The sequence below is a fragment of the Shewanella sp. genome, assembly GCF_013214165.1.
Lineage (GTDB): Bacteria > Pseudomonadota > Gammaproteobacteria > Enterobacterales > Shewanellaceae > Shewanella.
Map to the genome: position 1 here is coordinate 38,952 of NZ_JABSSM010000024.1, position 20,309 is coordinate 59,260.

19 protein-coding genes and 1 other RNA gene are annotated in these 20,309 nt (G+C 44.8%); 7 read left to right on the forward strand and 13 right to left on the reverse strand.

Annotated features, from left to right (window positions below):
- Positions 1–140: 140 nt before the first annotated feature.
- From ispG to HRU42_RS09000, 4 genes are all read right to left on the reverse strand, one after another.
- Positions 141–1,256 carry a flavodoxin-dependent (E)-4-hydroxy-3-methylbut-2-enyl-diphosphate synthase gene (ispG, locus tag HRU42_RS08985; protein ID WP_295030431.1) on the reverse strand — a complete coding sequence of 372 codons (1,116 nt, stop codon included), beginning with the start codon at positions 1,254–1,256 and terminating at the stop codon, positions 141–143.
- Between the two features lie 121 nt (positions 1,257–1,377).
- The gene (locus HRU42_RS08990) at positions 1,378–2,358 is read right to left on the reverse strand and encodes a RodZ domain-containing protein (RefSeq protein ID WP_295030433.1); all 981 of its coding nucleotides are present in this window, start codon (positions 2,356–2,358) and stop codon (positions 1,378–1,380) included.
- Positions 2,358–3,146 (reverse strand): type IV pilus biogenesis/stability protein PilW, encoded by a 789-nt coding sequence (pilW, locus tag HRU42_RS08995; RefSeq protein ID WP_295030434.1) that lies wholly within the window; start codon positions 3,144–3,146, stop codon positions 2,358–2,360. Before pilW ends, HRU42_RS08990 begins: the two co-directional genes overlap by 1 nt.
- Before the next feature lie 31 nt (positions 3,147–3,177).
- Positions 3,178–4,299: a bifunctional tRNA (adenosine(37)-C2)-methyltransferase TrmG/ribosomal RNA large subunit methyltransferase RlmN gene (locus HRU42_RS09000; RefSeq protein ID WP_295030436.1), complete on the reverse strand. Its 1,122-nt coding sequence runs from the start codon at positions 4,297–4,299 to the stop codon at positions 3,178–3,180.
- 276 nt (positions 4,300–4,575) lie between these two features.
- Here HRU42_RS09000 and HRU42_RS09005 point away from each other — a divergent pair, with 276 nt between their 5' ends.
- Together HRU42_RS09005 and HRU42_RS09010 are read left to right on the forward strand one after the other, a co-directional pair.
- Entirely contained in the window at positions 4,576–5,673 is a 1,098-nt protein-coding gene (locus tag HRU42_RS09005) for a CNNM domain-containing protein (RefSeq protein WP_295030437.1), read from the forward strand.
- Positions 5,674–5,801: 128 nt separating this feature from the next.
- A complete protein-coding gene (locus HRU42_RS09010) occupies positions 5,802–7,550 on the forward strand; it encodes a bifunctional metallophosphatase/5'-nucleotidase (protein ID WP_295030439.1) in 1,749 nt (582 codons plus the stop codon).
- Between the two features lie 81 nt (positions 7,551–7,631).
- Here HRU42_RS09010 and HRU42_RS09015 read toward each other — a convergent pair whose 3' ends face one another.
- From HRU42_RS09015 to HRU42_RS09025, 3 genes are all read right to left on the reverse strand, one after another.
- Positions 7,632–8,132 carry a GNAT family N-acetyltransferase gene (locus tag HRU42_RS09015; RefSeq protein ID WP_295030441.1) on the reverse strand — a complete coding sequence of 167 codons (501 nt, stop codon included), beginning with the start codon at positions 8,130–8,132 and terminating at the stop codon, positions 7,632–7,634.
- A 140-nt stretch (positions 8,133–8,272) separates the two neighbouring features.
- Entirely contained in the window at positions 8,273–8,575 is a 303-nt protein-coding gene (locus tag HRU42_RS09020) for an NrfJ (protein ID WP_295030442.1), read from the reverse strand.
- 151 nt (positions 8,576–8,726) lie between these two features.
- Entirely contained in the window at positions 8,727–8,948 is a 222-nt protein-coding gene (locus HRU42_RS09025; protein ID WP_193632524.1) for a DUF3820 family protein, read from the reverse strand.
- A gap of 605 nt (positions 8,949–9,553) precedes the next feature.
- On the opposite strand from HRU42_RS09025, the gene HRU42_RS09030 reads away from it, so the two are divergent.
- On the forward strand, positions 9,554–10,378 hold the full coding sequence (locus tag HRU42_RS09030; protein ID WP_295030443.1) for a zinc-dependent peptidase: 825 nt from the start codon (positions 9,554–9,556) through the stop codon (positions 10,376–10,378).
- Between the two features lie 161 nt (positions 10,379–10,539).
- The gene (locus HRU42_RS09035) at positions 10,540–11,133 is read left to right on the forward strand and encodes a nuclear transport factor 2 family protein (RefSeq protein WP_295030444.1); all 594 of its coding nucleotides are present in this window, start codon (positions 10,540–10,542) and stop codon (positions 11,131–11,133) included.
- 61 nt (positions 11,134–11,194) lie between these two features.
- Here the strand turns inward: HRU42_RS09035 and HRU42_RS09040 are convergent, their stop codons facing one another.
- From HRU42_RS09040 to HRU42_RS09055, 4 genes are all read right to left on the reverse strand, one after another.
- Complete coding sequence (locus tag HRU42_RS09040; protein ID WP_295030497.1) at positions 11,195–12,598, reverse strand: HDOD domain-containing protein; 1,404 nt, start codon at positions 12,596–12,598, stop codon at positions 11,195–11,197.
- 975 nt (positions 12,599–13,573) lie between these two features.
- Complete coding sequence (locus HRU42_RS09045; protein ID WP_295030445.1) at positions 13,574–15,442, reverse strand: GGDEF domain-containing protein; 1,869 nt, start codon at positions 15,440–15,442, stop codon at positions 13,574–13,576.
- Between the two features lie 65 nt (positions 15,443–15,507).
- The gene (locus HRU42_RS09050) at positions 15,508–15,714 is read right to left on the reverse strand and encodes a hypothetical protein (protein ID WP_295030446.1); all 207 of its coding nucleotides are present in this window, start codon (positions 15,712–15,714) and stop codon (positions 15,508–15,510) included.
- Positions 15,715–15,849: 135 nt separating this feature from the next.
- The gene (locus HRU42_RS09055) at positions 15,850–16,671 is read right to left on the reverse strand and encodes an SAM-dependent methyltransferase (protein WP_295030447.1); all 822 of its coding nucleotides are present in this window, start codon (positions 16,669–16,671) and stop codon (positions 15,850–15,852) included.
- 482 nt (positions 16,672–17,153) lie between these two features.
- Here HRU42_RS09055 and HRU42_RS09060 point away from each other — a divergent pair, with 482 nt between their 5' ends.
- Complete coding sequence (locus tag HRU42_RS09060) at positions 17,154–17,663, forward strand: outer membrane protein assembly factor BamE (RefSeq protein WP_295030449.1); 510 nt, start codon at positions 17,154–17,156, stop codon at positions 17,661–17,663.
- Positions 17,664–17,742: 79 nt separating this feature from the next.
- On the opposite strand, the gene HRU42_RS09065 is transcribed toward HRU42_RS09060, so the two are convergent.
- Positions 17,743–18,075, reverse strand: coding sequence for an RnfH family protein (locus tag HRU42_RS09065; protein ID WP_295030451.1), 333 nt, complete (start codon positions 18,073–18,075; stop codon positions 17,743–17,745).
- Between the two features lie 56 nt (positions 18,076–18,131).
- Positions 18,132–18,563: an SRPBCC family protein gene (locus HRU42_RS09070; protein WP_295030453.1), complete on the reverse strand. Its 432-nt coding sequence runs from the start codon at positions 18,561–18,563 to the stop codon at positions 18,132–18,134.
- 302 nt (positions 18,564–18,865) lie between these two features.
- Between HRU42_RS09070 and smpB the strand changes: the two genes are divergently transcribed.
- Both smpB and ssrA read left to right on the forward strand, forming a co-directional pair.
- Positions 18,866–19,363, forward strand: coding sequence for an SsrA-binding protein SmpB (smpB, locus tag HRU42_RS09075; protein ID WP_287949168.1), 498 nt, complete (start codon positions 18,866–18,868; stop codon positions 19,361–19,363).
- A gap of 213 nt (positions 19,364–19,576) precedes the next feature.
- Positions 19,577–19,931: a transfer-messenger RNA gene (gene ssrA, locus HRU42_RS09080) on the forward strand.
- The last annotated feature ends 378 nt before the right edge of the window (positions 19,932–20,309 follow it).

A 20,309-nucleotide genomic window follows, 5' to 3' on the forward strand; every position in this document is an offset into this window, starting at 1 on the left:
AGCTAAAAAAAATTAAAAACGCCCCGCAGTATATCCTGCAGGGCAGTATTATCAAACTCAAAACTGTTAATTTGCAAACTGTTCGAAACAAAAAAGCAGACTCAAGCAGAAACTAACTTGTATCTGCTTAGTCGGAGAACTTATTTGCTGAGATCTTTGGCTGGAATTCTCTCGTTGATTATACAGGCCTTGGCTCTAATCTTGGCTTCCAGCGAGTCGACTATGTTGTCATTATCGAAACGCTCTTTCTGCCTGACACCGTCATCGAAATAACCACTCTTGCGATGGCCGCCTGTGAGGCCTATGTCCGATACCAGGGCTTCACCGGGACCGTTTACCACACACCCTATGATAGAGACATCCATAGGAGTGACGATATCTTCTAAACGTCGCTCGAGCTCATTGACTGTGGAGATAACATCGAACTCTTGGCGCGAGCATGATGGGCACGCGATGAAGTTGATACCACGGGAACGAATTCGCAAGGATTTTAAGATATCGAAACCGACCTTGATCTCTTCGATGGGATCGGCGGCCAATGAGATACGCAAGGTATCACCTATGCCTTCGGCTAACAGCATGCCCAAACCAACGGCTGACTTGACTGACCCGGCTCTGGCGCCACCGGCTTCGGTGATCCCCAGGTGCAGAGGTTGTACAATTTGTTTAGCCAGCAAGCGATAGGCTTCGACGGCTAAGAATACATCGGAGGCTTTGACGCTGACTTTAAACTGATCGAAATTGAGTCTATCTAAGATGTCCACATGGCGCATGGCGGATTCGAGCAAGGCAGCCGGCGTCGGCTCCTTGTATTTATCCATCAAGTCTTTTTCTAACGAGCCGCCATTGATACCGATGCGAATAGGAATATTCTTGTCCCGTGCACATTCGACAACGCTACGAATTCGCGCTTCATTACCGATATTACCCGGGTTAATACGCAGACAATCTACACCATATTCGGCGACCTGAAGCGCGATACGGTAATCGAAATGAATATCGGCAATCAAAGGAATATTGGTCTGCTGTTTAATCAACTTAAACGCTTCGGCGGCATCCATGGTAGGAACAGAGACACGCACAATATCGGCACCGACGTTTTCAAGCGCGTTGATCTGGGCGACGGTAGCGGCCACGTCGGTCGTACGGGTATTGGTCATCGACTGAACGGCAATAGGAGCGCCATCACCTATGGGCACATCTCCAACATAGATACGGGTAGAGGCACGTCTTTTGATCGGGTTTTCGTTGTACATCTTATTTACTCTATATCCTGTTTGCCCCATGCATGGGCAAGTTTAACTCTAGTCATTAGAGCGAAATTCATCAGACTAAACTGAATATTTTCAATTTATTACGTCTATACGCGAATACTGCTCAACCAACTGCAGGAAGGGTTAATCGTGCTACTCGCCCACTGGGATAGTCCCTAAGGCTTACGGCTTCACCGTTAAGTTCAATGCTCACAGCCTGTGGCGCACCTAAGGTTAATTTAAATGGCGCTTCACCAGCAACATTAAGCTGACTGCCCGCTTTTTTAAGATCGTTGATCAGTACGTTACCTGCAGCATCGGTGACCTTGATCCAGCAATCGGCAGATAAGCTTATGGCGAGTGCGGAAGGGATGACCTTATTGACGGTATCAGTGATAGCCAAAACGACTGACTCAACTTCTGATTGAGTCACTGGCAGAGTTGCAGTCTCATTAATACTTGCTTCATCATTTGGCCCGGAAGCTGGAACAGAAGTCTTGTCACTGGCTTCGATAGCCTCAGTTGAGGGCCGTCTCTCAATGATGTTTTCGATGCCAGTGTTGGCATTACTGCTGCCCGGTTCGAAATCACTGGAAATGCCGCTGGGCTGGCTCAGTGGGGCGGCAATCTCTTCGGCGGTAGGCTGAGAAAAGTCAATGGATGAGAGCGTATCCGATTTCTGTACCCACCAAAGCACTAACAAAGCCAGTAAGATGAAGGCGATCAAGTAACTGACAAACGTCAACCGGCCATCACGTGCCTGGCGAGTCCTCTTACGGGAAAAGCTCTGCATCTGTGGATCTGGCGCTTGGGGGACTTGTTTAGCTAAGCAGCGCTTAATCGCCTTTTCATCGGCTTGGACGATGCGAGCAAAATTCTTTACATAACCTTTCACATAGGTAGGAGAGGCTATCTCGTCAAAATTATCGGCTTCAATATCCTCGACGATACAGGGCCTCAAATGTAATTGGCCGGCAATATCGGCGACACTGGCGCCCATCTTTTCACGGGATTGTCTTAACACTGACCCTATCGTTTCGCTATCGGGTGTGTCTGGGTGTGTATCTGCTTCATCCTTTAGCATATCGATTTTTTTATTTGTCATTATTGCATACTGGCTCGATACTGTTTGGCTTCGATTGACCCTGGAAATTTGGCTAGGAGTTGTATACCAAACTTGCTTACTGCATCAGGGGCATCTAGGCCTCGCTCAATGGTTATTCCCAACGTCAAACTCTCGGCTGATTCTGCAACGACTCTGTGGTAACGAACGAGTTGAGCACGTGCTTCGATATAATCGCCGGTATCGACGTCAATCTCGGTTAATTCAATTAAAGACACTCGTCTTCTGGGGTCATACTGTAGCGCCATAGTAAAATATTTTTGCGCTTTTTCTAGGTCTCCCGCCTTGCGACTACAGATACCTAAATTTTCATAGCTAGCGGCGGCGCGAGTATACTTAGGCAGCTTGATCGCCTTAAGGAACACCTTCTCTGATTCCGCATATTTTTGCTGCTGACAGAGAAACACGCCGAAGTTATTCATGCCATCGCCTGTCGCATCAAGACTATTGATGGACTTACGATAATACGTTTCGGCAATATCCATCTCACCGACTTGCTGGTAGTAGTGCGCCATAGAGACATTGACGGCTTCGATATTGGGCGCAAATTCAACGGCTTTGTTTAAATTAAACTTAGCCTGAGCGCTATTGCCTCTCTGTAAATATGTGAGGCCGAGTTGAGCTCGCTGTTTGGCGGCCGAAACATTATCAAAGGTTCTCTCGGCAACAGGAATATCTGTACCGGTATACACTCGCTCAGACACACACCCAGTCAACAAGCTTGAAGACAAGATCAGTAATGGAGTAAGTCTTAGCAATCCATGTATCATTGCAATGATATATACCTAAATATTCAGATAATTAGTTTATTGTGACTGATATTTGATTCTCTTGCATGCGTTTTTTCGCTAAACGCTTAGTTCTGTCTCTAATATCCCCAGCTAACTGGCCACAAGCTGCATCGATATCGTCTCCGCGGGTCTTTCTCACTATGACTGTCAGGCCATATTCCATCAAGACTTTAGAGAAGCGATCGATACGTGAATTAGAAGAGCGACCGTAAGGAGAGCCAGGATAAGGATTAAATGGAATTAGATTAATCTTACACGGGGTGTCTTTCATCAGTTTAGCCAACTCATGGGCCTGATCTGTGCTGTCATTGATATGGTCTAACATCACATATTCAACAGTCACACGACCTCGGTTAGCATTAGACTTGGCAATATAGCGACGAATACTGGCTAAGAACTCCTCGAGAGGATACTTCTTGTTCACCGGGACTAACACATCACGTAATTCATCATTGGCAGCATGAATACTCACGGCTAAGGCCACATCGATGGCATCACCAAGCTTATCCAGGGCCGGAACGACACCGGACGTCGACAGGGTCACGCGCCGCTTAGACAAGCTGAAGCCGAAATCATCTAGCATGATATCCATAGCCGGGATCACATTTTTAAGATTTAACAGGGGTTCGCCCATGCCCATCATGACAACGTTAGTGATCGGACGGTCGCCAGTTTCTTTAACGAAACCGATAAAATCGGCGACACGCCATACCTGACCTATGATTTCGGAGACGGTCAGATTACGGTTGAAACCTTGTTGGGCCGTCGAGCAGAAGGTGCACTCGAGTGCGCAGCCTACCTGAGAAGACACACAAAGTGTGGCTCTATCGCCTTCGGGGATGTACACGGTCTCAACTTCCTGACCATCACCCACATTAATGGCAAATTTAATCGTGCCATCTTCTGATTTTTGATAACTGGAAATCTCAGGCGCTTTAATTTCACAACGCGCGGCGAGTTTAGCCCGCAATACCTTATTAATATTAGTCATAACTTCGAAGTCAGTGACGCCAAAATGATAAATCCACTTCATCAGCTGATCCGCACGGAACGGCTTTTCACCCATATCGGTGAACAAGGCTCTCAGTCCTTTACGATCCAGATCCAATAAATTGATCTTCTTTTCACTCATTTTGACTAACCTCAACACTTAACTGATCTAATACCTGCCACAGGGCGGCGAATTATACAGATTTGTGCGTATATTAGCTAGTAATGCGCGCTTCTTTCACTTCAGGTCAGCAACGCCAGTATTGAGTTGGCGGCTCGACCCAAGTTCACCGTGTAGGCCGCAGCAAGATACATCTCTAGATTATCCACTTAAAGGCCATTGGTTAACCTTGAAGTGATTGCGGGTTATGGTAGAATTCACTTGGGCTAATATCGGTCCGTCAATGTAATCCCCTAAATGATCACCCTCATTACTATTGTAGCTGTCGCTATCGGAGTCTCCTTCCTTTGTAGTGTCTTCGAAGCAGTCCTGCTTTCAGTAACGCCTAGCTATATTGCAAATTTATCTCAGTCCAACCCTGATGCTGCCACACGACTCGGACGTCAGAAAAAAAATATAGAGTCCCCACTGGTTTCAATCCTGACGCTCAACACCATAGCCCATACGGTTGGTGCCGCAGTCGCCGGTGCCCAGGCGGCTAAAGTATTTGGTGATGATATGCTGGGTGTGTTTTCTGCCGTGCTCACTTTCTTAATCCTGTTTTTCTCTGAGATCATACCTAAGACTCTTGGCGCAAATCATTGGCGCAAACTGGCGCCGAGTGTTTCGCTCGCCCTCTTGTGGATGGAGCGGTTCACTAAACCGCTTATTTGGATGTCCAGCCAGGTCACCCGCCTGTTAGGTAAAAGTGATGACGGTCATTATATCCGTCAAGAGATGAGTGCCATGGCTAAGATAGGTCATGAATCCGGTGAACTTGACGAACAAGAATCTAAGATTTTGACCCAGATGCTATCGGTGAAAGAGATGCCAGTGACCGCAATAATGACCCCGAGAACCGTCATGTTTAGCTTGCCGTCCTCGCTGTCAAAAGAGGATTTTGCATCACGTCATCAGGCCACACCATTTAGCCGTATTCCTATCTATGATAAAGATCGCGATGATGTCATAGGTTATATCAACCGCAACGAAATCTTGCTGGCAGAACGTAACTCTCCTCAAACACCAATCGGTGATGCCATGTGTGGTCTGGTTATCGTGCCTGAGACGGCTAAGATTTTACCCCTGTTTCAACTGTTAATTAAACGCAATACTAAGATCGCCATGGTGGTCAACGAGTACGGCACCTGTGAAGGCATTGTGACTCTGGAAGATATCATCGAATCTCTGTTGGGACTCGAGATAGTTGACACCAATGACCCGGTCACAGACATGCAGCAACTCGCACGTAAGCAGTGGCAGAAACGCATGATAGATAAAGGCATACGCCTCTCTGATGACGGTGAGTTCGAATCTTATCTACAAACTCCAAAGAGTGACTCGGCAAAGCATTAAGCGGCTAAAAATCGAGCCGAGTGTGAGCGCTTATTTACGCCATCAAAAAAGGGAAACGCAAGTTTCCCTTTTTGGTGTTTAGCATTCGGTGATACTATCGCTCCCCGAATGGACACTGAACAGACGCTATGCCCCACAAATACACGCTTAAACTTGCCCACATCAATGACACTCACTCTCACTTCGATGCCAGCCGCATAAAATTCTCCTTAACTCATGCCGGTAAGCAATTGGATGTATACAGTCACACTGGCGGTTACGCGCGTATTGGTCATCAAATAAATCAAGCAAGGGTTCAGGCGGAACACGATAAACAAGCGTTTCTCTTTCTCCATGGCGGTGACAGCTTTCAGGGAACCCTGTATTTTCGTCAGTTCAAGGGGGTTGCCAATGCCCATCTGTTAAATCAGCTCAAGCCCGATGCTATGGTGCTTGGCAATCATGAAATAGACGCGGGTAACGCCCCGGTATTAGCCTTTCTCAATAATATCGAATTCCCACTGCTAGCCGGTAATATGGACTTGAGCCGAGAAGAGGCGAGTAAGGAGAGTCCCATGAGCGGCCATCCTCGCCTGCTCGACTATGATAGCCAGACAGGCAGGGCTAAAGTACTCCTAAAACGGATCCAAGATAAACCTCTGGCTATAGTAGGTATCACGTTAGATCAGATGACGGAGATCGCACGGCCCGATCCAGACACCTATTTTATAAATGCCATCGAGACCACAAGAAAGACAGTTGCACACCTTAAGTCCCAAGGCGTCGACCATATCATAGTGCTGAGTCACCTTGGACTCGATCAAGACAGGTTACTGGCCGACACTGTGGATGGGATCAGCCTTATCGTCGGCGGCCATAGCCATACCCTGCAAGGTGATTTCAGACCGCTAGGCTTGAGTGCCACCACTTACGGGGAACGGGTCAATAACACACCTATACTGCATGCGGGTAAGCATGCCGAAACCTTAGGTCTGGCCGACATAGAGTTCGACGCTAACGGCCGAGTCACTCGCCTCCAAGGCCACAACTATTTCATGCTGGATCAGCAATTTATTCTCGAGTCGGCTGCTGGAGTCGCGCCTGAAGATTATACTGCAGTCCGTGATCTGCTTGAGCAACATCCGGGGATCCTCTGGCAACAAGAAGATCCAGAAATCATCGATATTATTACCTCTGAATATCGCCCGGCTATCGCCGCGATGGACAAACAGGTATTAGGTTTTCTTCCCAGAGATCTAATTCACACCCGTTTACCCAGTAAGGCCCTGCCCCACGGCAGTGAAATCGCCCCTTGGGTGTGTAAAAGTATCTATCATGAAGCGAAACGCATCCACCCAGGTGTCGATTTTGCCCTGCATAATGCCGGTGGTGTGCGCCAATCCTTGAGCAAGGGTGAATTAACCTTGGCCGATGTTATTGGTCGCCTGCTGCCCTTCGAACTTCCCTTAGTCAAGTATCAGATCTTAGGCCTATACCTGTTCGAGACGTTAGAGTCGGCGATCAACTCGGCGACAAATAACAGCGTTACCGGCACTGGCGCTGGCAGTTTTCCCTATACCTATGGACTCAAGTATTGCTACGACGGCAGAAAGCCACAAGGCGAACGCATCCTAACACTGGAGGTACTGTGCCCGAACAGCACACAGGAGAAGTGGATAGCGATAGATAAAGCGCAACATTATGTTGGGGTTTCTTCGGCCTACACGGCCTCGGGAAAAGAGGGCTATCATCCATTGCTCAAGGCCCAGTGGCAACGCCCTCTCGAAGAGCTAACCCTTCCCGACGCCTTCATTCGCTTCATCAAACGTGAGCAGACACTGGAGCAGGAATTATCGCCTCAGGTGATGTATACCAGCCATGCAGAAGCGGCAAACTAATCGCTGGCACTCACTAGATGTACTCACTAGTATTCTATAAGCCCCTGTCAGCACGGCTCAGGTTATCGGCTAATATTAAATTTAGCCTAACGACTTGCTCATCAAATACCCCATGATCACCTGGCCTAACTTTTCCTGATAGCTTCTATGGTTAACGGTAAATCCATAGGAAAGAAACAGCGGCTTTGACAGACGAGATGCATCGACACTGAGCGCTTCATATCCTTGCTCCCGCGCCCAAAGCTCCAGCGCTTGATATAAGGCCTTCGCAATACCTTTCCCTTGATATTCGGGATGAACATATAAGCTATCGATATAGCCGCGACTATGAAATCCCATTTCTATATTGATAAAGCCGCAGCAGGGTGGCAGCCCATCATGCATAGAGCGAGTATCGATAACCAGCCAGGCTTTCGAGCGAGTCATGCGCTTATGCCAATGGTAGGCTGATCTTGGTTTAGCCGACCAGGCAGATTTATCGGCCAGAGAATATTGCGCCTCATCTATGGCATGAATGGCATCATGGAAAAGCTGACTGACACTTTGAGCGTAGGCCGCTTGATAAGGGATAACTAAATACATTAATGACGCGCTAAAAAGAAAGGATAAGGCTATTTTGCATGAGAAATGACATGAGATAAACACAAAAATGGTGGCCGTCACCTAAGTAATCGAGCCACCATTTATCACATTCAATCATACTCAACTAAATTGAGAAAAAGTTACTTCTTATCGATACGTCCGACGAAAAGCAGTTCTTCGAAGGTGCGATCCAATGACTTACTGGTAAAATCATTCATCCACATCTGCTCTTGAACGACGACGGTGTCGCCCTTGTTAACTTCAACTTGAGGACCTGCCGCCCAAAAAGTATTATCGGACGCTTCAATTTGCACATAAGTGTAGCCACCACCATTCATGGTATCTAATACAGTGCCTTCATGTACTAGGCCTGCAGCCCATGCACTTGAGATGCCTAATGCGAGAGTGGCAACTGCTGCCAACTTTATTAATTTAGCTATCATTGCTGGTTCCTTGTTTTAAACGTTATGGCGTCATTAGAACATGGCGAAAATAATAAATCTCTGATGCCAATCACGAAACCCGCAGCCAAAGTTCAAGTTTTAGAGCAAGATCTCACAATCGAAAAATCTCACGTTTTTTACGGAACTTAAATCACCGACGCGATTTATTTAATAGAGGCTCTAACATGCCTTCTAAGCCGTTAAGTTTAATTTCATACATTAGGGCTAGTTGTTCACCTAACTTACCTTCGGGAAAACCTTTGGAGTGAAACCACACCAAATAGGGCTCTGGCAACTCAAGTAGCTTCCTTCCGGCATACTTACCAAATGGCATTTTCTGGTTAATTGCATCGAGTAGTACCTGTTCATTCATCTTTTGAGCCCGACTCATCATAAAAATAGCTCAGCAGGATAACCAACAGGTTGGAAATCACAAGGAAATATCGCACCTTTACCCTTTATGTGCCAGTCAAAGACACTTTTTACGCCACTGTCACCCCTATAAGTACTCATTAATCATAACAAATTCGAATAACAAAATTGCTATCAGCTTATTATTGGAATTTAAATATCGACAACACCGGCATAAATTCGCATAAATTAAAAATGGCTAAAGGTCGAAGAGTACTAAAACCCAGGGGGAGTTACAAGCTACTGATAACATCGTGATATTGCCACGCATCATTAGCCACCTACCGACTCGTCAACATTCAGTCGAACTCAGTGTTCTGTCAAATAGATGGCGCAGAACATAAACAAGAGCAAGCTTCCATCATAGTCGATTAATGACAATCTCTACCTGTTTCTCCCAGCCTTAGCTGGCATCCTTGTTATCCAAAAGAGTAGTTTCCGGGCTGTCAGCATTTTTTGTTCTTGGTTTATCCCGCGAATTTATACCATCTAATCTCAATCTATGATTGAAAATCAGCCTCTTCACCCTTATCTCATGTATTAGCAATAGATAAATATAAGGTAATCATGATCGCCATCTTTCTCGTTAGCTTGATCGCATCGGCCGCCATTGGCTGGATAATATCGCGTAACTGGCGTGTTGCTCGCCGCCGAATGCGCATCACCCAGATGCCCTTTCCCAGACCATGGCGGCAGATCCTTAAGAGACGCATGCCCTATTTTCGCTCTCTCCCGGCAGACCTTCAGTTACAGCTCAAGAAGCATATCCAAGTCTTCCTCATTGAAAAAGAGTTTGTCGGTTGCGATGGCATCATTATCGATGATGAGATACGTGTCACCATTGCCGCCCAGGCCTGCCTACTGCTACTGAACAGAGCGACCGACTTCTATCCAAACCTTAAACAGATCTTAGTCTACCCTTCGGTATTTTTTGTCAATAACCAGGAACACAGAAGCGGCGGCGTAGTGAGTGACCGCCAACGTATCCTATCCGGTGAATCCTGGCAAAATGGCAAGGTTATCTTGTCTTGGCAAACGGCTCAGGCCGATGCAGCCAACCCGGTGGATGGCAGTAATGTGGTCATACATGAGTTTGCTCATCAACTGGATCAAGAAGATGGGAACGCCAACGGTGCACCAATTTTAGACCGGATGAGTGATTACTCTGCCTGGTCAAAAATACTCAACCAGGAGTTTGATAACCTACAACGCAACGCCGAGCAAGATATCCCTTCACTCTTTAGCTATTATGGTGCCACCAACCCGGCCGAATTTTTTGCGGTGATCACCGAGGTATTCTTCGAGCGACCCGATGACTTCTATCGAGAGCACAGAGCACTCTATCAAGAGCTGAGCCTGTTTTATAAATTAGATCCGGTAAACTGGCATTGAGCCCAAGTGGTAAGTGGTAAGTTTTAAGCTAATAGCCCTCGTCATTCCGGCAAGGTTTTGGCCGGAAACCCGCTTTAAGTGGTAAGGCTCAAATTCGGCTAAAACAGAACTACCTGTGATAAAACTTGAATAATAACTAAAATAATAACAAAGAGGTCACCATGGCAAGACTAGAAAACACACTCGACCAGGCTAAGAATGACAATGGCTCCATTTCGGTATCGTCAGCTAACACATTATTGAAGGCATCGGTTATAGCATTAAGCGTCATCGCCGGTGCTAGCTTAGTCACAGTCCAAGCCTATGCAGCTCAAGTAACGGCTCCTCAGTTAACAACAGACAACACCAGTAAACCTTTCCCTAAAGCGGCAGCGGTATTGGACAAATTACATCAAGCGGCGACGCGAGCCGATTGGGACACCTATTTCAGTCTGTACTTACCAGAAGCGGTATTTATCGGCACCGACGCCACTGAGCATTGGAGCATGTCAGAATTTGAAGGCTACGCACGTCCGACTGATGGCTGGCAGTACACACCTAAAAATCGGCAGTTTGTGTCGGTAACAACCCAACACAATGACCGAGTATTGATGTTCGATGAGCTACTCGACAGCGCCTCCTACGGGCTTAGCCGCGGTACAGGCACTCTAATCAAGACAGAAAACGGCTGGAAAATTGCCCTGTATCACCTCAGTTTTCCCATCCCCAATGAGATAGCTAAGGAGATAACGGCAAGGATTAAGTCAGAGAAATAGATAAAAGAAGGGCCGAGTTCCTAGGAGCTAGCCCCTAGGATCTCATGGTTCAAGCTCAAGACTAATGTCCCATAGTTGCAGTGAGACACACATTGGCAAGTTGTGCGAAGTGAGTGAAATCATCAAACTCGGCCTGAGTCAATGTACGCTCTGAACTCGCGCGGTCAGCATAGATCATACCTATCACTTTTTGATCTATTACCAAGGGGAAAATCATGAAGCCCGTGGCTGATACCTTGCTTTTCAGATCAGGATCCATATACAAACGCCACTTGTGCGAGCCTGGATCATCAACAAACATGGCTTGCTTGAGCTCGATACTGTCACAAAAGAGACATTGAGGCTGTTCTAGGGTAATAACAAATTCGCGCTTCATCTGCTCCGCCCCCTCGCCTAATACGATACGCGGCTGTAATCGTTTACGATTAGGGGATAACAATAAAACACCGCAGCGATCCACACCCACTCCCTCTAACAATCCCTCTAACGTGGTGGTGATCACCTGATTAAAGTCGGATTTATTTATGGCACAATCCGTGAGTTCACGTAACTTCTTCAACTGTAAGGTCATGTTCGGCATACGAACCAGGGGGGCATTAATCTCGGCAAGCAGATCCTTCTTAAGATGCATGGGGTTAGGCAGATGCTCTATAAGCACCTTAGCGCCATAGGCTTCGGCTAATTTTTTTGTGGCGTTACTACAGCGGATCATACGAAGTTTCAGTTCATCGACCTCGATACCTAACATGCTGGCAGCTTGTTTTAGCTTAAGCTGCAGTTCCTCAGGTGCCGGATTTTCTTGTGCCAAGATTTCACTAATTTGATTGGCTAGATAAATACTGCGGATCTCTGGGGTACGCTCATCGGGACTACTCAGAGATTTAAGTAACACATCTCCCAGCCCCCAGCTTCGGGCGATACCCAAAGATAATTTATTGAAAGAGGTACCTAATATCTCACGAATGACCCCTTTCTCTTGTTTGTTATCGCTACACTGCTCCATAGCCACATCGAGCACAACCGCCTCATCACAGCCGGTACTCCAAAAAGCGCTTTCACCTAAGTGATACAACAAGGATGCAATAAACACTTCCTCCTGCAGCTCTTCATCGTGATCTCTAAGCATCATCTTGGCTAACATAGCCGCTTGAAAAGCACGGGCCATCAGCTTGATGAGTCTGTGATATACCGGCTCGGACAGGCCTTTTGATTCGAGTAAGCTACTGAGTAATTTAGCGGTTATGCAGATATTACGTATGGTATCGAAACCTAACACCACAGTGGCACGACTCACGGTCGTCACCTGATTCTGGCCTTTATTGTAAGTGGCGCTATTCGCCACTCTTAATATTCGAGAGGTCAATGCATTATCGTGCATCACGCTCTTCCCGAGTAACCCCAGAGAAGACACGTCGTCTTTAGCCAGCTTCTCCAGTGTTTTAACCGTAGAGCATAATGCAGGCATCTCCTGATCGCTGATGCGCTTAGTCCAGTAATCGACTCCCTTCGATTTAACCTGAGATTGACTCTGAGTGTGGGAATTCAAATCGTTCTCTTCTCATAAATGCTTATAATGAATTGAAATAATTTTTTACCTACAAATAAAGTATAGGCATAAAATTTATAACATAATTAATACAAATAGTACCAATAAACATAGCCGAGCTTAAGTAAAAAACCGAAACTGTTTGATTTGGATCTGCTTACCGGCATCTGCAGGCTATTTATTAAACACGCCGTATACCTGTTGAGATCTAGACTGGGCCATACTCAATACATCTTGTGTCATTTCCCCCTTCCTCTTCTGCGCTATTTAACGATGCATTAGCAGCACTTCGTCGACATCAATCTCGAATCTATTGCCATGTTCGCATTTGAGCAACAGCGTGACTCTCGAGTCGCTTGAATGTTCCATGAGCTGAATGCTGTCTCTGTATTTTGAACAAAAACTACTAATAAAAGCGATCATTTGCAATGGCAAGTCAGTACAAGCTGACGTTACTTATTCGATAGGAATGAAGAGAAACAAGGAGTTTAAACGCGCGCTTTAATCTTAGAAAAAATCACAAAATATCGAATAGCTCATGAAGAAGTAAGCTAGAAGGGTCTCTGCTTAGAACTGAAATAGATGATACTAAGGGGGATAGGAACGCTAGAATGTTGGAATGAGACCTCCAAGGACCAATGATACTCTCGGTATCATCTTGGCAATTCATTATCCCTGTAGATCAGGTTCAGTAGCTACGAGCCCAAGGATAGGTAAAGGTAGTATAATGCAGCAGCATTTATGCTGTGGAATTTAGGAATACAGCCTTCAAGCTGGCTGAAGAGATAAAAGGCACTAGAGTGTCGATACCCTATCACCTTCATACAGCTTGCTAAAAACTGCTTTCTATCTCAGTGTCGCTATATTACTAACCTAGGCAGTTAACCTAAGCCGCTATCCTAGAGCCATCTTACTCTTTTGATAACCAGAGCGACTCTGCTCTATCTCAGGCTTATAGCGTGTGACACAGTTACGCCCCTGCGCTTTAGAGTGATACATGGCGATATCGGCTCGGTGCAGCAAGGGATCTAAACTCAAGTCATCCTCACTACTGGTCGATACGCCAAAACTTGCCGTCATATCAAAATTATGGCCAGAAAATCTGGTCTCTATCGATTGAATAAGGCCACGATACTCTTCCGCCATGGCAATAGCGTCAGCTTCATCCGTATTAGGTAAGAACAGGGCAAATTCCTCACCACCGAAGCGGGCAAAAATATCATCGCTTCGACTGGCTTTATTGATCACTTCCGCCACCTTCTTGAGTACCCAATCTCCGGTACCATGGCCATAATAATCATTGATGCGTTTGAAGTAATCGAGATCGAACATGATGACACTAAACCTTTCTCGCTTCGATAATGTCTTAATAAAGCTGTTTTCGGCAATGTTCTGCGCCGTGCCACGATTAAAGATACCCGTCAGTGCATCGTGCTGGGCCAACTGTTTATATTTACGCTTCTGCATCGTCGTCACCAAAGCGAAGATAGCCAATACAACAAGGCCACCGAAAATAAGCGTATTCATCATACGTTCATTTCTTCGTTGCGACTCAGTCAAGGCGGCCTTAGCGGTATAGAGCTCGCGGTCTTTGTTGAGATAACGAATTTGGCGCTCTTTTTCAAGATAATCGAGTTTCGTCGTCTCAAAAGCTATAATTTTACTTTGGGTTTCACCTAATACCTTAGAATAATTTTTTTGATAGAGTTTTAAATACTCTAGAGCTTTATCAGTCTGCCCTAATTCTTCATACAGCTCTGAAACTAACTTATTTGTTCTCGCGAGCAATTGTATTTCTTCCTGTTCTTCAGCAATATTCATAGCTATTAATACATGCTTTAATGCTTTAGAGGGCTGATGAACTAACTGCTCAATTTGTGAATAAAGTATATGAGCCTCAGCTATATCTAACGCATACGGAACAGACATCGATAGTTTAATGGCTAGTTCCACAGTCTCTCTAGCTTTTTTTAAATCATGTAGTTTAACAAATATACTAGCTCTACCTAGAAGTGAAACGGCCATAATCATTTTTTCACTAGCCTCATTACAATGGTCATATGCTACTTGATATAAATTTTTTATTTCATACCAACTTTCTTTTTTATCTTCATATACTCCATTATAACTTTCTGCATAGTTGAACGAGGCGAAGCACTTATGCCGAGGTAGAATTATCGAGTCAAACTTTTGCAAAAGAAACTCTGCATACTGCAAAGCTTCATCATTGAGTTGTATCTGACCGAATAGCTCTGTAGCTAATGTATAACCATACACTTCACTTTCAATGTCATTTATATCACTTAAAAGAGGCAATAACTGATGTAGAGTCTGTAATGCATCCGCGTATTGATTAAAATGAGAATAAGTATTTGCCAACAAATATAGAATTCTAGTTTTATATTTTAAATGGCTTTCGTGGAATTTTTTATATAATTCAATTTTTAACAAATTTATTGCTTCGTCAGACTTACCAGACAAAGCATAGGAGTGGGCTCGGAGCAGTATAAATCGATATTTTTGCTCTTGATTAAATTTAACAAAATTTTGAGATAATGATGACAAAGAATCAGTAACCAACTGCGGCGACTGAGTCCTAACCGACTCAAGAGATAGCAAGATGGTATCAATATCACTATCATTATCGACTTCAAGGGCTGCAGATTCACTTATTAGAAAGGTAAGCAACATGAAAAAGACCGATAACATCATCAGTCTTTTAAAGGTCACTCTACAAACAACTAAGCCATTAATAGAATACAAAAAAACTCTCTGTAACACTCAAAAACACAACAAAAATGATATAAATTTCTTAAAAGAAGTTAAAATCAATCTGGGTTTCTTATGTGCTTCTTATAGACTGATTTATCACCGGTTAGATCAACCAGGCTCTTCTCGTCACCAGAAAGCATCGCTTTCTTCTCTTCATCATTTAGCTCGGCCTCTTCCATCACCAGCTCAGGATTTCCAAGGTATTTAGCCTTTAATTTTGCATCTGAACTTAGGTTTTCTAACAGGTCATTTAACTTTGACATTAACTCACTCCTTCTCTGTAATTACTGTAGTGTTGGTTTATTATTTCTAGCGATATTTCAATGCTAGCTAACTTTTTCTTTAACCTATAACCCTGACTTTAAAGCTAAAGGTTACGACTGAAGTCATAAAATCACTTAGCCTAAATCCGCTGCCGTGATGCCTAACTTGGCCAGGATCTCATGATTGAGCTCAAGCTTTCTCGACGGCGGAATAAGCAAGGTACTGCTATCAGTCAAGCGAGCGAAAGGCAGATCTTTCAAGGGAAACTTATCAACTCTAGGTTGCTGTATCGGCAAGTTGGCCGCTTCATAGAGGATGATTTCATGATCGAGTGGATACCATTCATTGAGCTGTTCCACCAAGACTTGCAAGCGATCCGATGAAGTATGAAACTCGGTCAAGGTGTGCTCACCTGCGATGCCTATCTGCCACAGTAATAGATGTGTTGTTGGGTCTGGTGTATGTTTGTAAAACATAAACTGACTCGCTTCAAAACTCTGATGGCCTGAATGACCGGGATCGATACCTAGGTCGGCCCAAAGGCAAGCCTCCGCCGAAATACCCGGCTCCATCTTAGCGCTGTAACCCTCTTCCCTCGCCAGCTCAATGGCAAAGTGAGACACACAGGCAAATACCCCTGGATGACCATAGAGTGCACAAACCACTTTCTTACCAGCGCGAACCGCATTTAAAATCGCTTGCACCATCTGGTCGTAAGTATCACGACGGTTCTTAATTTCGTCACCTTGAGCATAGTAAGGCTGCAGGCTACGAACGTCACTATTGAGGGTTTCCAGCCAATGCTGTGCAAACCCATCTGGTACTAAGGAAAAAACCACATCGGCATTTTCTATGTAACTCTTGCTGAGGACGCTTATCTGACCGGCTAGATTTAAGCCGGTACCGACACAAACCAGACTACCTTGATGACATGTACTATGTTGTCGCGTCGGCATTAATTAAGCTCCCTGGGATAGACTATTCGTCAGAAACATATTCTCATAACTTTTCTGTTACTTTGCAAGTTCTTATTGCTAAGAAGACAAAGTTAAATAAATTAATATGTTGCAGTTCAAGTCGACAGTTTAAAAACCGAACTCGGTACATTTGTTACCACTTTATAGCGTTTTCAATCTCAACTATCTTATCCAGGCTGCAGCCCTTCCCTGATAGGAAACTGCATTTTGAACACGCAACAAATTCTTCACACCTGACCTATAGCTGGGTTTTACAGCCGACGTTATACATAATAAAGTAGACCGATAAACCTATAATGTTAACGATTGTGAACCAATTGAAAAGATGATGGTCGAATCAAGCGGTCTTACCAAGAGATTGGCACGACTCAAATTAACGGAATAATGTTCCATCAACCCTTGTCACAGTAGCTTGTGCTTGGGTATGATGACCGATAGATTTTTATGAAGTAGTGTATTCAATGACAATTAAAAAGAAGAGTCTTACCCTTTTGGGCGCCGTTGCGCTCTCGTTATCAGTATCAGGATGTGGTGTATTTGACTGGCTGATCTATAAGCCGGATATTCCACAAGGTAACTATATGGAAACTCAGCAGGTAGAGAAACTGCGTATTGAGATGACCAAGGAGCAAGTTGAATACATACTCGGTAGACCCGTATTACGTGACAGTTTTTCCGACGATACCTGGTATTACGTGTATCACTTTAAGAGTGGACGTGATGCCAGTATCATACACAAGGAACTGATCATTCACTTTGAAAATGACATGCTGACTAAAGTAGTGGGTGATTACGATCTTGCGGAAGATTTTGATACACCATTAGAGCAGAGTCGTCTTCCTGATGCGCCTATGCTAGACACTGAAGCTGAAAATAGTGAAGCGCCCTTGCTCCCAGAGCAACGTCCTGAGCCTGTACCATTAGTGGAAGAAGAAGGGTCTGAATATCAAGCAGAAAAACAGTTTGAATAGCACAAACTTAATTGCATAATAAATGAATTAAGTCGCTGAGTTCCTGACGTATGACGTTAGGAACTCATTCAAATATCTTCTATATCTTTCCGCCCGTGATCTTATTGCTGCGACCTTCCTCTTTAGCTTTCTCGGCACGTCGTCGTCGTACATCTTTGGGATCGGCGATCAAGGGGCGATAAATTTCTACTCTTTGGCCCGGTACTAAGACTTCGTTATGCTTAACCGCACGGCTAAAAATCCCTAGCTTGACCGTTTCAAGGTCGATTTCAGGAAAGTAGGTGGTCATGCCACTCAATTCCACCGCTTCAATACAGGTCGTTCCCGGCACCACGTTTATCTGGATACGTTTTTGCTGTGTGGGTAAGGCATAGATAATCTCTACCGCAAAATGTTCCTGCTCTATGTTCATCAATTTATCTCTTTCAATATGAATCAAGCTAAAGGCACTTAGCTAGTCGCTGGCGACTATCGATAAATCACTTTTGCTCTGCCGGTAAACGCCGTCACCATCGATGACATCAAGTCTTTAAACACCTTGCCAAAAGCCAGTTCAACGAGAGAGCTAGAGAACTCGAAGCTTAACTCGAATTCTATCTTGCAGGCATCCTCGGTCAATTCAGTGAAGCGCCACTCGCCAAGCAGATGCTTGAAAGGGCCATTTTCTAACGAAAGCTGAATACGCTTACCCGGTATGACTTGATTGCGGGTCGTGAAGGTTTTACTAATACCAGCTTTAGACACATCTACAGATGCGAGCATAGTCTCGCCGTCAAATTCGAGCACCTTGCCACCAACACAACCGGGCAAAAACTCTTTATAGGATTCAACATCATTGACGATCTCATACATCTGCATTGCACTGAAGCGCACTAACACACTGCGGGATATTTGGGGCATTCTACTCTTTACCTGAAACAGTTTATCTCAACAACTTGATTAAACCAGTGACCGAAGACAATCATCTACACCAAGGTTAAAGATGATCACTAATGGCAGGATTTTAACACGATCAAACAAAAACGCATATTGACCTCTTGCTAAAGTGAGACACATAAACGCACAGCTTCCTAGCTTGCCCCATCAAAACTGGCCGTCCCTGTTCAAAAAATACGCAAACACGCATTGAATTTGCAAAATAGTTTGAATAATTCGTCGGCAGCAATTCCAAAAAATTTGTCCCTGCGTATAATAGCCAGCCTATGGCTAAGAAAAATGCAAAAAAATCAAAAAACTCCTCCGCATCGATTGCCCGTAATAAACGCGCAACCTTCGACTATAAGTTCGAAGAGAAGATGGAAGCAGGTCTATCCTTAATGGGATGGGAAGTTAAGTCTATTCGTATGGGCAAGGTTAACTTGTCTGAAAGCTATGTGTTTATGAGAGACGGCGAAGCCTTTCTCTTCGGTTGTACCATAGCGCCATTGAATACCGCATCAACCCATGTCGTCTGTGATCCCATGCGCTCGCGTAAACTTCTGCTCAAACGAAAAGAGCTAGATAAGTTACAAGGGCTCGTCGATCGTAAGGGCTACTCTATCGTACCCATCTCTATGTACTGGCAGAAAGGTGCCTGGGTCAAAATCGAGATTGGTCTAGGTAAAGGTAAGAAAGAACACGATAAGCGTGACGATACTAAAGATCGTGAATGGCAGATTGAAAAAGCGCGCACAATGAAAAAAGCCGTACGTGGTGAATAACACTGCCGTCTCTGCGGTAATGCTTTAAGCCGGAGTCCGGTCATGAAACGACGCTTTAAATGATAAAATGCTTGGTACGAACAATTAATAACCCATCATTTGCTGAAAACAATAAAAAACACGCAAAACGTACGGATAACGAACAAACGGTATAACGAGTTGCAAAACACGCTTGGTAATCGAGTGGCAACGCGTTACAATCGAGTTGTACTTGGGGGCGATTCTGGATTCGACAAGATTCTCGAAACCCTGGGAGCATGCCGAGGGGAGGTTGGCCTCGTAAAAAGCCTCACTGTTATAGTTGCTAACGACTCTAACTACTCTCTAGCAGCTTAGGCTAGCTAGCCATCTTGCCGAAACTTCTCAAATGGGTTTGGTTTATAGATGGTCATCTTACATTTGATAGCGAGGGAACCACGTTCAGGGGTGAACCGCGAAATAGTACTGAACTCGCCAATTGCAATCCTGTCTTTCGGAGTGTACTTGGTTAATTAAAAGAGAGACTAAGCATGTAGCGCCTTGGATGTAGGCTTTTTGGACGCGGGTTCGAGCCCCGCCGCCTCCACCAAATACTAAGAAAGGCCAACCTTAACGGGTTGGCCTTTTTTTACCTTTAATTTCATACTGTTAGACATGAATCACCTCACCTTAAATCAGCTGGAATACGTTCTTTTCACTAATTATTCGTCATCTATCAATGGTGAAAAAATGGCTCAATGGCGGCAAAATGGCGACAGCCAAATATAAGTACTGCCAATCACTGGTTAATTCACAACAGAAGCAATACCTTCATCAGCTAACACAAAATTGCCCCCAAATGAGTTGCAGTCGGTAACCAGCCCTGATAAATAATCAGCCAGTTGACCTAGCTTTACTAATCCATTAACGGCACTAACTGGCTGCTTTCAGCAAGACCTCTGTATCAATGCGCGTTTTTCGGTTAAGT

Coding starts and splice junctions, on each gene's coding strand:
- ispG (WP_295030431.1), bottom strand. CDS start 1,256: ATGTACAACGAAAACCCGATCAAAAGACGTGCCTCTACCCGTATCTAT.
- HRU42_RS08990 (WP_295030433.1), bottom strand. CDS start 2,358: ATGACAAATAAAAAAATCGATATGCTAAAGGATGAAGCAGATACACAC.
- pilW (WP_295030434.1), bottom strand. CDS start 3,146: ATGATACATGGATTGCTAAGACTTACTCCATTACTGATCTTGTCTTCA.
- HRU42_RS09000 (WP_295030436.1), bottom strand. CDS start 4,299: ATGAGTGAAAAGAAGATCAATTTATTGGATCTGGATCGTAAAGGACTG.
- HRU42_RS09005 (WP_295030437.1), top strand. CDS start 4,576: ATGATCACCCTCATTACTATTGTAGCTGTCGCTATCGGAGTCTCCTTC.
- HRU42_RS09010 (WP_295030439.1), top strand. CDS start 5,802: ATGCCCCACAAATACACGCTTAAACTTGCCCACATCAATGACACTCAC.
- HRU42_RS09015 (WP_295030441.1), bottom strand. CDS start 8,132: ATGTATTTAGTTATCCCTTATCAAGCGGCCTACGCTCAAAGTGTCAGT.
- HRU42_RS09020 (WP_295030442.1), bottom strand. CDS start 8,575: ATGATAGCTAAATTAATAAAGTTGGCAGCAGTTGCCACTCTCGCATTA.
- HRU42_RS09025 (WP_193632524.1), bottom strand. CDS start 8,948: ATGAATGAACAGGTACTACTCGATGCAATTAACCAGAAAATGCCATTT.
- HRU42_RS09030 (WP_295030443.1), top strand. CDS start 9,554: ATGATCGCCATCTTTCTCGTTAGCTTGATCGCATCGGCCGCCATTGGC.
- HRU42_RS09035 (WP_295030444.1), top strand. CDS start 10,540: ATGGCAAGACTAGAAAACACACTCGACCAGGCTAAGAATGACAATGGC.
- HRU42_RS09040 (WP_295030497.1), bottom strand. CDS start 12,598: ATGCCTGCATTATGCTCTACGGTTAAAACACTGGAGAAGCTGGCTAAA.
- HRU42_RS09050 (WP_295030446.1), bottom strand. CDS start 15,714: ATGTCAAAGTTAAATGACCTGTTAGAAAACCTAAGTTCAGATGCAAAA.
- HRU42_RS09055 (WP_295030447.1), bottom strand. CDS start 16,671: ATGCCGACGCGACAACATAGTACATGTCATCAAGGTAGTCTGGTTTGT.
- HRU42_RS09060 (WP_295030449.1), top strand. CDS start 17,154: ATGACAATTAAAAAGAAGAGTCTTACCCTTTTGGGCGCCGTTGCGCTC.
- HRU42_RS09065 (WP_295030451.1), bottom strand. CDS start 18,075: ATGAACATAGAGCAGGAACATTTTGCGGTAGAGATTATCTATGCCTTA.
- HRU42_RS09070 (WP_295030453.1), bottom strand. CDS start 18,563: ATGCCCCAAATATCCCGCAGTGTGTTAGTGCGCTTCAGTGCAATGCAG.
- smpB (WP_287949168.1), top strand. CDS start 18,866: ATGGCTAAGAAAAATGCAAAAAAATCAAAAAACTCCTCCGCATCGATT.